General features: G+C 55.6%; 13 protein-coding genes and 1 pseudogene. 11 read left to right on the forward strand and 3 right to left on the reverse strand.

Annotation, left to right across the window (positions count from 1 at the left end; all coding sequences use genetic code 11):
* The first annotated feature begins 244 nt into the window (after positions 1–244).
* From A3466_RS02390 to arsC, 6 genes and pseudogenes are all read left to right on the forward strand, one after another.
* On the forward strand, positions 245–1930 hold the full coding sequence (locus tag A3466_RS02390) for an aspartate:alanine antiporter (protein ID WP_063449234.1): 1686 nt from the start codon (positions 245–247) through the stop codon (positions 1928–1930).
* A gap of 513 nt (positions 1931–2443) precedes the next feature.
* Positions 2444–2965, forward strand: a pseudogene (locus tag A3466_RS21945) (DUF2778 domain-containing protein).
* Between the two features lie 254 nt (positions 2966–3219).
* Positions 3220–3711: an Hcp family type VI secretion system effector gene (locus A3466_RS02400; protein ID WP_063449236.1), complete on the forward strand. Its 492-nt coding sequence runs from the start codon at positions 3220–3222 to the stop codon at positions 3709–3711.
* 110 nt (positions 3712–3821) lie between these two features.
* A complete protein-coding gene (locus A3466_RS02405; protein ID WP_063449237.1) occupies positions 3822–4142 on the forward strand; it encodes a metalloregulator ArsR/SmtB family transcription factor in 321 nt (106 codons plus the stop codon).
* 40 nt (positions 4143–4182) lie between these two features.
* A complete protein-coding gene (locus tag A3466_RS02410) occupies positions 4183–5472 on the forward strand; it encodes an arsenic transporter (protein WP_063449238.1) in 1290 nt (429 codons plus the stop codon).
* Positions 5473–5484: 12 nt separating this feature from the next.
* Positions 5485–5916, forward strand: a complete 432-nt coding sequence (gene arsC, locus A3466_RS02415) for a glutaredoxin-dependent arsenate reductase (RefSeq protein ID WP_063449239.1) — start codon at positions 5485–5487, stop codon at positions 5914–5916.
* Positions 5917–5935: 19 nt separating this feature from the next.
* On the opposite strand, the gene A3466_RS02420 is transcribed toward arsC, so the two are convergent.
* The gene (locus A3466_RS02420) at positions 5936–6493 is read right to left on the reverse strand and encodes a TetR/AcrR family transcriptional regulator (protein WP_063449240.1); all 558 of its coding nucleotides are present in this window, start codon (positions 6491–6493) and stop codon (positions 5936–5938) included.
* A gap of 82 nt (positions 6494–6575) precedes the next feature.
* On the opposite strand from A3466_RS02420, the gene A3466_RS02425 reads away from it, so the two are divergent.
* Together A3466_RS02425 and A3466_RS02430 are read left to right on the forward strand one after the other, a co-directional pair.
* Positions 6576–7790 (forward strand): MFS transporter, encoded by a 1215-nt coding sequence (locus A3466_RS02425; protein ID WP_063449241.1) that lies wholly within the window; start codon positions 6576–6578, stop codon positions 7788–7790.
* A complete protein-coding gene (locus A3466_RS02430; protein WP_063449242.1) occupies positions 7780–8592 on the forward strand; it encodes a Cof-type HAD-IIB family hydrolase in 813 nt (270 codons plus the stop codon). Before A3466_RS02425 ends, A3466_RS02430 begins: the two co-directional genes overlap by 11 nt.
* Before the next feature lie 120 nt (positions 8593–8712).
* Here A3466_RS02430 and A3466_RS02435 read toward each other — a convergent pair whose 3' ends face one another.
* On the reverse strand, positions 8713–9945 hold the full coding sequence (locus A3466_RS02435) for an MFS transporter (RefSeq protein WP_063449243.1): 1233 nt from the start codon (positions 9943–9945) through the stop codon (positions 8713–8715).
* A 167-nt stretch (positions 9946–10112) separates the two neighbouring features.
* On the opposite strand from A3466_RS02435, the gene A3466_RS02440 reads away from it, so the two are divergent.
* From A3466_RS02440 to deoR, 3 genes are all read left to right on the forward strand, one after another.
* Positions 10113–10841 carry a phosphatase PAP2 family protein gene (locus A3466_RS02440; protein WP_063449244.1) on the forward strand — a complete coding sequence of 243 codons (729 nt, stop codon included), beginning with the start codon at positions 10113–10115 and terminating at the stop codon, positions 10839–10841.
* Between the two features lie 7 nt (positions 10842–10848).
* Positions 10849–11457, forward strand: coding sequence for an undecaprenyl-diphosphate phosphatase (gene ybjG / locus A3466_RS02445; protein WP_063449245.1), 609 nt, complete (start codon positions 10849–10851; stop codon positions 11455–11457).
* Positions 11458–11524: 67 nt separating this feature from the next.
* A complete protein-coding gene (gene deoR, locus A3466_RS02450; RefSeq protein WP_063449246.1) occupies positions 11525–12283 on the forward strand; it encodes a DNA-binding transcriptional repressor DeoR in 759 nt (252 codons plus the stop codon).
* Between the two features lie 40 nt (positions 12284–12323).
* Here deoR and dacC read toward each other — a convergent pair whose 3' ends face one another.
* A complete protein-coding gene (dacC, locus tag A3466_RS02455; protein ID WP_063449461.1) occupies positions 12324–13529 on the reverse strand; it encodes a serine-type D-Ala-D-Ala carboxypeptidase in 1206 nt (401 codons plus the stop codon).
* Between the last annotated feature and the right edge of the window lie 209 nt (positions 13530–13738).

The raw sequence follows: 13738 nt of genomic DNA on the forward strand, positions 1-13738 counted from the left end.
CAAAAATCGTCCGGTGGACGCCCGGTCAGATAAAGCATTGCGGCAATCCTTGCCAAAACACGCACGGAAGTCGTGCGATAATAGGTGGCTGTCGGTGGCTATTACGATTAAACTAACCGCCTGCTAGTGTTTAGGGTATTTATCAGGAAGCAGGGAGAGTCTCAGTGATTCCCTGACTCTGAAAACAGTAGCCCAAATAGTCCTTTCATTCAACAACTTACTGGTAAACAAGAAGTTAGCCTCCGTGAATATAAACGTCGCAGACTTGTTAAATGGGAATTACATCCTGTTATTATTTGTGGTACTGGCACTGGGCCTTTGTCTGGGTAAATTGCGCCTGGGTTCAGTTCAACTTGGTAATTCCATTGGCGTTTTAGTCGTCTCGCTGTTATTAGGTCAGCAACATTTCAGTATTAACACGGACGCGCTTAACTTAGGTTTCATGCTGTTTATTTTTTGCGTAGGCGTGGAAGCCGGCCCGAACTTTTTTTCGATTTTCTTCCGTGACGGCAAAAATTATCTGATGCTGGCGCTGGTGATGGTCGGCAGCGCGCTGCTGATTGCGTTAGGGCTGGGCAAACTGTTTGGCTGGGACATCGGCTTAACGGCCGGTATGCTGGCCGGCTCGATGACCTCCACGCCGGTGCTTGTGGGTGCCGGGGATACGCTTCGTCATTCTGGCATGGCAGGCACGCCGCTTTCCGTCGCGCTGGACAACCTGAGCCTGGGCTATGCCCTGACCTATCTGATTGGTCTGGTAAGCCTGATTGTTGGCGCGCGCTATCTGCCGAAACTTCAGCATCAGGATCTCCAGACCAGCGCCCAGACCATTGCCCGCGAGCGCGGCCTGGACACGGACTCCAAACGTAAGGTTTACCTGCCGGTGATCCGCGCGTACCGGGTCGGCCCGGAGCTGGTTGCCTGGACCGACGGGAAAAACCTGCGCGAACTTGGGATCTACCGTCAGACCGGCTGCTACATCGAACGAATTCGTCGTAACGGTATTCTGGCTAACCCGGACGGTGACGCGGTGCTCCAGATGGGCGATGACATCGCCCTTGTCGGCTACCCGGACGCCCACGCGCGTCTCGATCCCAGCTTCCGCAACGGGAAAGAGGTGTTCGACCGCGACCTGCTGGACATGCGTATCGTCACTGAAGAGATTGTGGTGAAAAACCATAACGCCGTGGGCCGCCGACTGGCACAGCTGAAGCTGACCGACCACGGCTGTTTCCTCAACCGCGTGATCCGCAGCCAGATTGAAATGCCTATCGACGATAACGTGGTGCTCAACAAAGGCGATGTGTTGCAGGTCAGCGGCGATGCCCGACGTGTGAAAACCGTTGCCGACCGTATCGGCTTTATCTCCATTCACAGCCAGGTGACGGACCTGTTAGCTTTCTGCGCCTTCTTCATTGTCGGTCTGATGATTGGGATGATCACCTTCCAGTTTAGCAACTTTAGCTTCGGCATCGGTAACGCTGCCGGCCTGCTGTTCGCCGGGATCATGCTGGGCTTCCTGCGAGCGAACCATCCGACCTTCGGCTATATCCCTCAGGGGGCGCTGAACATGGTGAAAGAGTTCGGCCTGATGGTCTTTATGGCGGGTGTCGGCTTAAGCGCCGGGAGCGGCATTGGCAACGGACTGGGCGCTGTCGGCTGGCAAATGTTGCTTTCCGGACTTGTTGTCAGCCTGGTGCCGGTGGTGATCTGCTTCCTGTTCGGCGCCTACGTGCTACGCATGAACCGCGCCCTGCTCTTCGGCGCGATGATGGGCGCACGTACCTGCGCACCGGCGATGGAAATCATCAGCGACACCGCGCGCAGCAATATTCCGGCGCTGGGCTATGCAGGCACGTACGCGATCGCAAACGTGCTGTTGACGCTGGCAGGTACGCTGATCGTCATTATCTGGCCCGGACTCGGATAAATCTTAAGTTTGCGCGTGGCTGAAAAAATTTTCGTTACGCGCAGAACTTTTTACACAGGTCACAGTCATAACTATTGCCACTGCTTTTCTTTGATGTCCCCAATTTGTGGAGCCCATCAACCCCGCCATTTTGGTTCAAGGTTGATGGGTTTTTTGTTGCCTGAGATTTACCCCTCTTTCCAATCCGTTGCTTATAACCCTACCTTTATGCCCATGGCGAAAGCGTGGCGGCATCGCTGATCGTCTCATGCGGTTAAAATTTGCCTGGTCAATATCTTAAAAGAACACCGATTGAGCGTAAACATGATCGGGTTTGACCTTCCATACAGGTAGCGGGCTTAAGCTGGAACGAATAAACCACCTGATGGCAGGGAAAGGAATGGAGTTTTTAAGCGCAGTAATGTCAATAGCGGAGGTAACATCAATCGCCCCATACACTTGTTTGAGCCCTGATAAAAAGGCGCAGTACATGCCAGACATCATATCCGCCGCTAAAACGAAAGGCAGATATGTATGGCTATAAATGGAACAATGACGCTAAACGGTGCTGACTACGCCCCATTTAATTTATATGGGGTTGGCATCTTTATGGCACATTCCGGTCAGGGAGCTTACCGTAATCAAGGAGCCTGCGGCGCAATTTAAGGTGCAGGCCCAATTCCCCCAGGTAAATATTGGATTGTCGATCGAGGTTCAGGCGGTTTCTTATCTTCAATAAAGGCTCATGTTCAGGACCAGTGGAACAAAATAAGATCCGGTGCGGAATTTGGCCGTGATGAGTGGTTTGCTTTATATAGGGATGATTGGGGGATCGACGATGGAACATGGGTTGAACACGTCTATCGCGGGCTGTTCAGACTCCATCCGGGTACAGTGTCAGAAGGATGTATAACAATCGCTCATAACTCCGATTATGCAGCGATTCATAGCGCTTTGATGAATACAGAGCTTATTCAAGTCCCGTGTATGCGTTCACTCATGGCTCGCGGTTGCATTGAGGTTATTGACAGTGGATATAGCTACGCCTGCCCGTAAATGGGCCTCAAGGCTGTTAAAGGCCGTCTGGTTTGTTTTAATTAGCTTCCTGGTAGGTCGCACCCTGGGTCCTTCAACAGCTTACATTAATCATGACGTTGCGACTGCTATTTGCGAATACATCTATGATGATGTGAATGCGGAGACAATGTACGAAACATATATAAACGCCGATATTTTAATCCTGGTTACTCTCACAACGGTCTTCTATTTCTTAACAATGAAGTTATTTAACAAAAAAAGGAACAAATAACATGCCAATCCCTCCCTATATGTGGCTCAAAGACGACGGCGGCGCGGATATCAAAGGCTCAGTAGATGTCCAGGACCGCGAAGGAAGCATTGAGATAATCGGTTTAAGTCACGGTATCAATCTTCCGGTAAACAGCGCAAACGGAGCGATTACCGGCACACGTCAGCACTCTTCCATGAGGATCGAAAAAGAGGTGGATAGCTCTACCCCTTATCCTTATAAAGCAGCCGCCAATGGCCAAGCGCTGAAAAGCGCAGAAATAAAGTTTTATCATATTAACGATGCTGGTCAGGAGGTCTGCTATTACACCGTCTTTATGGAGAACGTGAAGGTGACCGGGGTTAACTGTAGCGTGCCTAACGTGAAAATCGCAGCCAACGATAAAATTAACCACGTCGAAAGCGTCAGCTTACAGTATGAGAAGATCACCTGGCGCATTGTTGATGGGAACATTCAGCACAGCGACGCCTGGAATGAACGCGCGACGGCGTAAAATAACAGCAATTCTTTAAGGGCATCTATTTGCCCTTATCCCCCTTCCCTCGCCCGCCATATACATATATGATTTAATGAATATGAATGAGATACCCTCAGGATGACCAAATGCTTCACCCCCTTCAGCTTTTCAAAACCCTCTCCGACGAAACGCGGCTCGCCATCGTCATGCTGCTGCGTGAAGCGGGGGAACTGTGCGTCTGCGATCTCTGCGCCGCCACCAACGAGCCACAGCCGAAAGTCTCCCGCCATATGGCACTGCTCCGGGATTCCGGGCTGGTCATAGACCGACGTGAAGGGAAATGGGTCCATTACCGTTTATCTCCGAACATGCCCGCGTGGGCAGCGTCCATTATCGATAACAGCTGGAACTGCCTGCGTGAAGACACCCGCCTGAAGCTGAAAGGTAAAGTTCAAGGTGCGTGCTAAGTAAAACATATTCACAAAATCAGATATAATGGAGTAAGCAATGTTTCTGGCAGGAGCGATTTTTTTATTCACGCTGGTGCTGGTCATCTGGCAACCCAGAGGGCTTAGCATCGGCTGGAGCGCGACCATTGGCGCCGCGCTGGCGCTGGCGAGCGGCGTTATTCATATTAACGATATTCCGGTGGTCTGGAATATTGTCTGGAACGCCACGGCCACGTTTATCGCGGTGATCGTTATCAGCCTGCTGCTGGATGAGTCCGGTTTTTTCGAGTGGGCGGCGCTGCACGTTGCCCGCTGGGGGAACGGTCGGGGGCGAGTGCTGTTTACCTGGATCGTGCTGCTGGGTGCGGCCGTTGCGGCGCTGTTCGCCAATGACGGTGCGGCGCTGATCCTCACGCCTATCGTTATCGCCATGCTGCTGGCACTCGGGTTTAGTCAACAAGCCACGCTGGCGTTTGTGATGGCGGCAGGCTTTATCGCCGATACCGCCAGCCTGCCGCTGATTGTCTCCAACCTGGTCAACATTGTGTCGGCAGACTTCTTCTCGCTGGGGTTCAGCGAGTACGCCTCGGTGATGATCCCGGTTGATATCGCCGCGATTGCCGCAACGCTCATCGTGCTGCACCTGTTCTTTCGCAGGGAAATTCCTCCGACGTACGAACTGGCGAAACTCCGAGAGCCGGCACGGGCCATTAACGATCTGCCAACCTTCAGGGCGGGCTGGATCGTGCTGCTGCTACTTCTCGTCGGATTCTTTGTGCTTGAGCCTCTCGGCATTCCCGTCAGCGCCATCGCGAGCGTGGGCGCGCTGATTTTGTTTGCCGTCGCAAAACGCGGGCACGCTATCAATACCGGAAAAGTGCTTCGCGGCGCACCGTGGCAGATCGTTATCTTCTCGCTGGGGATGTATCTGGTGGTGTATGGCCTGCGCAACGCCGGGCTGACGGAGCATCTCTCAGACGTTCTGGATCGCTTAGCCGGTTATGGACTCTGGGCCACCACGCTGGGCACCGGATTCATCACCGCCTTCCTGTCATCCATAATGAACAATATGCCAACGGTACTGATTGGCGCGCTCTCGATTGATGGCAGTTCGGCAACAGGTTTGATTAAAGAGGCGATGATTTACGCGAACGTGATTGGCTGCGATCTGGGGCCGAAAATCACCCCTATCGGTAGCCTGGCCACCCTGCTCTGGCTCCATGTACTGGCGCAGAAAAACATGATTGTTTCCTGGGGCTACTATTTCCGGACGGGCTTGATAATGACGCTGCCGGTCCTGTTTGTAACGCTTGCCGCACTGGCGTTACGTCTCTCCGTCACACTGTAGTGAGTAACTGATATGAGCAACATTACCATTTACCACAACCCCGCCTGCGGCACGTCGCGCAATACGCTGGAGATGATCCGCAACAGCGGCACCGAACCCGAGATTATTTTGTATCTGGAGACGCCGCCGTCTCGCGACGAACTGGTGAAGCTGCTGGCTGAGATGGGCATTTCACCCCGCGATCTGCTGCGAAAAAACGTGGAGCCTTACGAAAACCTTGGCCTGGCGGAAGACAGGTTTAGCGACTGCCAGCTCGTTGACTACATGCTGCACTATCCAATTCTGATCAATCGCCCGATTGTCGTTACTCCGCTGGGGACGAGGCTGTGTCGTCCGTCGGAGCGCGTGCTGGATATTCTGCCCGACGCACAAAAAGGGGCGTTCACCAAAGAGGATGGCGAAGCGGTTGTAGACGCTTCCGGAAAAAAAATTCAGGGACGATAACGTCGCGGTTACCCTGCGGTTAATCGCAGGGCACCTGCTCCTGCGCGATGCGTCCCACCATCGCCCGAATCTCCTCCCGGGTTAGCGGCGCGCGGTCGGTCACGAAGTGCAGCGTCATCCCTTCGATAAACGCGTCCAGCGCGCGGGCGGTCGACGGATCGAACCACTGTTCAAGCGTGGTCTGGCTCATCTTCATCCAGTCCTGCATGACCGTTTTCAGCGCGGCGCTGCGGTGCATAAAGGCGTACAGCTGATACATTAGCGCCATATTGTGTGGCGTGGTCACGGCTGAGCTGTGGATCAGTGTGGTAATGGCCTCGCACGCCCTCTGCCGCCCGGTAACCTCCGCGAAGAAATCCCGGTACTGCCGGGACATCTGCTGCGTAAACCACGTGAATGCCTCTTCCAGCAGCGACTCCATCCCGTCGAAATAGTAGGTCATCGACCCCAGCGGTACGCCTGCGCAGGTGGCAATCTTGCGGTGCGTGACGGCATGAATACCGTGCTCTGCAATGGTGTCCAGTGTCGCCTGAAGTATCTTCTCCCGACGGTTAGGGTCATTCGGTGGTCTGCTCATAAATTCCTCATCCGGTTTGTGTACAAATGTACACAAAGTTGCTAGTGTTGTCGCTATTGTTGTTCTTCTGGTGCTGATCCCAATGACGTTATCTTCTCCTCGCAAAGCCCTGCATCTGCGCATGTGGGCGCTGTTTATGTTCTTCTTCATACCCGGGCTGCTGATGGCCTCCTGGGCGACGCGCACCCCGGCCATCCGCGATACGCTATCCGTCTCGACGGCAGAGATGGGGATTGTGCTGTTTGGTCTGTCGATTGGCTCGATGAGCGGCATCCTGTGCTCGGCCTGGCTGGTGAAGCGCTTTGGCACCCGTACGGTGATCCGCACTACCATGTGCTTCGCCGTGGTCGGAATGATCGCGCTGAGCGTGGCGCTGTGGTTTGCCTCGCCCCTGATGTTCGCCCTCGGGCTGATGGTGTTCGGCGGGAGCTTTGGTGCGGCAGAAGTCGCCATTAACGTTGAAGGCGCCGCCGTCGAGAAGGAGATGAACAAAACGGTGCTGCCGATGATGCATGGCTTTTACAGCCTCGGCACGCTGGCGGGCGCGGGCGTGGGGATGGCGCTGACGGCGCTGGGCATTGCGGCTAACGTGCATATTTTGCTGGCGGCGCTGGTCTGCATTATCCCTGTCCTCACCGGCATCAGGGCTATTCCCGCCGGTACGGGACAAAACGCCTCGGATGAACAGAAGTCCGCGGCAAAAGGGTTGCCCTTCTACCGTGACTTCCAGCTGATGCTGATTGGCGTGGTCGTGCTGGCGATGGCGTTTGCAGAAGGCTCCGCCAACGACTGGCTTCCGTTGCTGATGGTGGACGGACACGGCTTTAGCCCCACCTCCGGCTCGCTGATCTACGCCGGGTTTACGCTCGGCATGACCGTCGGGCGCTTCACCGGCGGCTGGTTTATCGACCGCTACAGCCGCGTGGCGGTGGTGCGTGCCAGCGCTCTGCTGGGCGGGCTGGGCATCGCGATGATCATCTTTGTGGATGTTGACTGGATTGCCGGCGTGTCGGTGATCCTGTGGGGACTTGGCGCCTCCCTTGGCTTCCCGCTAACCATTTCTGCTGCCAGCGATACTGGCCCGGATGCGCCGACGCGCGTGAGCGTGGTGGCAACCACCGGCTACCTCGCTTTCCTGGTGGGGCCGCCGCTGCTTGGGTTCCTTGGTGAGCACTACGGATTACGCAGTGCGATGCTGGTGGTATTAGGGTTAGTTATTATTGCCGCACTGGTGGCACGTGCGGTGGCAAAACCGGAAGCAGAATCAACGTCAATGGAGAAGGGATATGAGCGTTAAACTGATTGCAGTCGACATGGATGGCTCTTTCCTGAGCGATGCGAAAACCTATAATCGGGCGCGTTTTCTGGCTCAGTACGCGCGTATGAAAGAGCAAGGCATCCGTTTTGTGGTTGCCAGCGGAAACCAGTACTACCAGCTGATCTCGTTTTTCCCGGAGATCGCCCATGAAATCGCGTTCGTGGCCGAAAACGGCGGCTGGGTGGTGGATGCCGGCGAAGACGTGTTTAACGGCGAACTGTCGAAAGCGCACTTCCAGACCGTCGCCACCCTGCTGAACGAGGTGCCCGGCATAGAAATTATCGCCTGCGGTAAAAACAGCGCCTACACGCTGCAAACCTATGACGACCTCTTCAAAGCGGTCGCCGCAAAGTACTATCACCGCCTTGAAAGCGTCAGCAGCTTTGACCATCTCAACGATATTTTCTTCAAGTTCGGGCTTAACGTCTCTGACGAAGAGATCCCGCGTATTCAGGCGCTGCTGCACGAAAAGCTCGGCGACATCATGGTGCCGGTGACCACCGGACACGGCAGTATCGACCTGATCATCCCCGGCGTGCATAAAGCTAACGGCCTGCGGATCCTTCAGGCACGCTGGGGCATTGAAGACAGCGAAGTAGTGGCCTTTGGCGACAGCGGTAACGACGTGGAAATGTTGCGCCAGGCAGGGTATGGCTTCGCGATGGCCAATGCCAAACCGCACATTAAGGCGGTGGCCAGCTATGAAGCGCCGAACAATAATGACGAAGGCGTACTGGACGTGATTGATAAGGTGCTGGATGGGAAGGCACCGTTTAATTGATTCCGTGCGCTCCACAGGGAGAGGGAAAACACCCAGCCCGTAGGCCCGGTCAGCGCAGCGCCACCGGGTGACATTTACTGCGGCCTGATGCCCTCACCCCGCAAAGAGAGGGAATAAGGATTAGGGTTGCAGTGTGCTTCCGACGCGTTTGTCCTTCAGGAACACCACTAGAAGCCCTACCCACAGCACACCGTTGGCTAGGTTAAACAGGCTGAAGAGCCCGTTACCGCCAAACGCGTAAGCATGCTTGCTCACCTCAATACCGACGGTAAAAATCAGCATTTGCAGCATCCCCATCGCGGCGGACACCGTGCCTTTACTCATTTCGCTGGCAAACAGCGTGAGGCGCACCAGACCGGCATTCGCCACGCCAATACCAAACGCGTAAACGCTCAGCCCCGCGGTCATCCACAGGTACGCATGCGACGAAGCAACGGTCGCCACCGCCGCAACGATCAGCCCTGCCGCAATCGGCCAGCCGCCCATAATTATCAATGAACGCACGGTACGGCGTGCCGTCAGACGCGCCAGCACCAGGTTTCCGATAATCAGCGCGCCAAAAATCGGCACCTGTAACAGGCCATACTCATAGCTGCTAAGCTGCTCGCCGCTGATGATAATGACCGGCGACTGGGCAATCCACGCCAGCAGCGGCAGGCTGACAAACCCCGTCGCCAGCGCGCCCGCGACAAAACGACCGTTTTTCAGCACCGCGTTATAATCACGGCCCAGCTCTTTAAGCGAGAGCTTTTCTCCCAGACGCGTCGCGGTCTCCGGCATCGCGCGGTGCAGGCCAAAAAAAGAGATAGCCGCAAGCACAGCAAAGAGGACGAACATCCCTTCCCACGGCGCAACGTGCACCCATGCGGCCCCCACCAGCGGCCCCAGCAGCGGTGCAATCAGCGCCACGTTCGCCATCAGCGCGGTGATCTTGATACACACCGCCTCCTCAAACGACTCCTGAATGGCGGCATAGCCCACGGCGCCGATAAAGCACAGGCTCACGCCCTGAAGGAAGCGCAGCAGCGTAAATTGTTCAATGTTCTGCGCCAGCAGCGTGGCGAGACAGGTGACGATAAACCACACCACGCCCGTCAGCATCACCGGACGGCGGCCAATACGATCCGACAGCGGCCCTAACAGCCACTGTAAAAACATGCCGCCCGCGAGATAGGCTGTCATGGATGTTGGCACCCATTCAATACCTGCGTTGTACTGCTCAACCACGGCCAGCATGCCCGGCTGGATCATATCGTTGCCGATGTAGGTAGAGAATTCGTAAAGCACCAGACACAGAGGAAAAAGTAACGCCTGACGGCCCAGACGATTACCGGAAGAAGAACGGTTTATCATGCAATCTCTTTAATATGAAAAAATCGCGATGAGTGTAATGAATTGCTGCTGTCTGAGATAGCACAATAACGTGAGAAAACAGAAATAACGCACTTATCGTTGTTGTTTAAGGTTTCCTTAAGTTGCCCTCGTTAAGATAGCGCTATTTCACGTTATTGACCGAAATTATGACACACGCCGTCAGCCCTTCAGAATTATCTACCTTACCGATAAATAAGACAAAACGCCTTTACCGGTTGCCCGCCCGCTTTTATGGTTATCAACTTTTCGTGCTGATCGCCCTCGCGGTGCTTTTTACCTGGCTTTCTCGCGATGAATCGCTCGACCGATGGCTAACCGGCTTCTGGTATGACGCCGCGACGCACCATTTTCCGCTACAGCAAAATCCGCTGCTGGATCTGCTGAACCATCGGCTGGCGAAATATGTGGCCATTGCCCTGGCCGTCATCGCGCTGGTTTACGGGGCTTACAGACGCAATGCCCGGCTGGTGACGGCCGCGCTTCTGATGGGTCTGGGCGCGCTCGTTGTAGGCGCCCTGAAAAGCATGAGCCACCACAGCTGTCCGTGGGATCTGGTGGAGTATGGCGGCAAAGCCGTCTCGTATCCCCTGTTCAGCGCCATTCCGGCCGACAGCGGACCGGGACGCTGCTTTCCCGGCGGCCACGCCTCGAGCGGATTTATGGTCATGGGGCTGTTTTTTGCCTTCTGGCGTGAACGTCCGCGCCTGGCCTGGACCTTTGTCGCGTTGGGGGCCGCTCTGGGGCTGCTGATGGGCTTCGGACAGGTCATGCGCGGCGCGCATTTTTTCTCTCACAACCTGTGGGCCGGGTGGTGGGTCTGGTTTTCCCAGGTGCTGGTTTACGGGCTGGTTTCTACCTGGTTTGCTAAAGAGTAACGATACGATGCTAGAGAATCTGAACTACGGACTGTTTTACCTGCTCAACGCCACGCCAGCGTCGCCGGAATGGATGATTGATCTCGCCACCTTCATTGCTAAGGATTTGATCAGCATCGTGCCGGCGCTGGCCGCGATCCTCTGGCTATGGGGCCCGCGCAATCAGGTCACCGCCCAGCGCCACCTGGTGATTAAAATGGCGATGGCCATCGGCGTCAGCGTGCTGGCAAGCTATGTGCTGGGGCTCGCCTTCCCGCACGATCGGCCGTTTGTCGAGCACGTTGGCTATAACTTCCTGCACCACGCGCCGGATGACTCGTTCCCGAGCGATCACGGCACGGTGATCTTCACCTTCGCGCTGGCCTTCCTGTTCTGGCATCGCCTGTGGTCCGGCGTGGTGCTGATGGGGGTCGCCGTCGCCATCGCCTGGTCCCGCGTGTATCTGGGCGTGCACTGGCCGCTGGACATGGTAGGCGGTTTCCTGGTGGGGCTGATGGGCTGCGTCAGCGCAGCCATTATGTGGAGCCTTTTTGGTCCAGCGCTTTACCGGGGATTATCGCAGGCCTATCGCGTTCTGTTTGCCCTCCCGATCCGCAAAGGATGGATACGTGACTAACCCCGGTCCGTCAGGTTACACTTGAGCCCCCGCCCTGCGGGGGCTCACTTTTTTAGCCCGAGGATCTATGGAAACACGTCGCGATGACCGCATTGCTCAGCTGCTTCAGGCGCTGAAGCGCAGCGACAAGCTGCATCTCAAGGAAGCCGCTACCCTGCTTGGCGTGTCTGAAATGACCATTCGTCGCGATCTGAACAGCGACAGCGCCCCCGTTGTGCTGCTTGGCGGATACATTGTCCTGGAGCCGCGCAGCGCCAGCCATTACCTGTTAAGCGATCAAAAAACGCGTCTGGTGGAAGAGAAGCGCAAAGCCGCGCGGCTCGCCGCCTCGCTGGTGCAGCCGCATCAAACGCTGTTTTTTGACTGCGGGACGACAACCCCGTGGATCATCGAGGCCATCGACAGCAGCGTTCCTTTTACCGCCGTCTGTTATTCCCTGAATACCTTCCTGGCCTTGCAGGAAAAACCGGCGTGCCGGGTGATTTTGTGTGGCGGTGAGTTTCATGCCAGCAATGCCATCTTTAAGCCGCTGAATATTCAGGACACGCTGAGCAATGTATGCCCCGACATCGCCTTCTATTCTGCGGCGGGCGTGAACGTGCAGCAGGGCGCAACCTGCTTTAATCTTGAAGAGCTGCCGGTGAAACACTGGGCGCTCAACGCCGCGCAGCAGCATGTGCTGGTGGTTGATCACAGCAAGTTTGGCAAGGTCCGTCCGGCAAGGATGGGAGAACTGTCGCGCTTTGACGCCATCGTCAGCGATTGCCGCCCGGATGAAGAGCTGGTGTCGTATGCAAAGGCGCAGCAGGTGAAGTTGATGTATTGAGGTTGTGCCGGGTAAGGCGAAGCCGCCACCCGGCAAAAATTTAACTAAACCAGCTGCCAAACCAGCCGTGGAATTTCATCAGCACAAAGTCCCACATCCGGCTAAAGAAGCCGCCCTCTTCTACCGCTTCCATGACTACCAGCGGACGCTGCTCAATGGATTTACCGTTAAGCTGGAAATCAATCGTCCCGACCACCTGGCCTTTTTTCAGCGGCGCGGTGAGCTGTGGATCGGTCAGGGTATAGCTGGCTTTCAGGTTTTTCAGCTGACCGCGTGGAATGGTCACGGAACCGGCTTCACCCGCGCCCAGGTTCACTTCACTTTTATCCCCAAACCAGACGCGCTGGCTCACGAAGGTGGCATCCGGCTTAATCGGCGTGACGGTTTCAAAGAAGCGGAAACCCCAGGTCAGCAGTTTTTCTGATTCGTTAAACCGAATGCGGTCGGTTTTCGTCCCCAGCACCACCGAAATCAGGCGCATGTCGCCCTGGGTTGCGGAAGCCACCAGGTTATAGCCCGCGCCTGCGGTTGTCCCGGTTTTCATGCCGTCCACGTTAACGTTGCTGCTCCACAGCAGACGGTTACGGTTAGGCTGGCGGATATTGTTGAAGGTGAACTCTTTCTCTTTATGAATGGCGTACTCATCCGGCACGTCGTGGATCAACGCTTTGCCCAGCAGCGCCATATCACGCGCGGTGCTGAACTGACCCGGCGCATCCAGGCCGTGAACGGTTTTAAAGGTGGTGTTGGTCAGGCCCAGCTTTTGCGCGTAGCCATTCATCAAACCAATGAAAGAGTCCTGACTGCCCGCCACGTAATCGGCCAGCGCGATGCAGGCGTCATTTCCTGACTGAATAATTATCCCTTTATTCAGATCGGAAACGGAAACCCGATCGCCAGGCTTCAGGAACATAACGGACGAGCCGCGCAGCGCCGGGTTACCGGTCGCCCAGGCATCTTTCCCGACGGTGACCATGTCGTCCAGCTTGATTTTGCCCGCTTTAAGCGCCTGGCCTACCACATAGCTGGTCATAATTTTCGTCAGGCTCGCCGGGTCAAGTTTTTCGTCAGCGTTACCTTCCGCCAGCACTTTCCCGCTGGCGTAATCCATCAGGATCCAGGCGCGCGCATCGACAGGCGGCGCTTCGGGCGCCGTCTGTTCCGCCGCGTGGAGCGTTGGGGCAAAAAGGAAAAGCAGCGCCGAGCCTGCCGCCAGGCTGCGCAGAGAGGAAGTTTTTTGCGTCATAAATGCCACCCGAGTGTCCATTCTAAAAATCACGTCACAATCACCGTGTCGCAAGAAGCGATGAGTAATAGCGCACTACAGCGTTCAAAGAAACCTGTTCCAGGTAAAGTTTTTAAAGTTTATGCAATAACATTCAGATACGCTTTGATTGCGGCGATTTTTTTAGCATCTGTTGCGTAATTGTTAGGTTTATCTCACCATGGCGAAAA

Source organism: Enterobacter genomosp. S (assembly GCF_001631805.1).
In the GTDB taxonomy this organism is placed as follows: domain Bacteria; phylum Pseudomonadota; class Gammaproteobacteria; order Enterobacterales; family Enterobacteriaceae; genus Enterobacter; species Enterobacter quasihormaechei.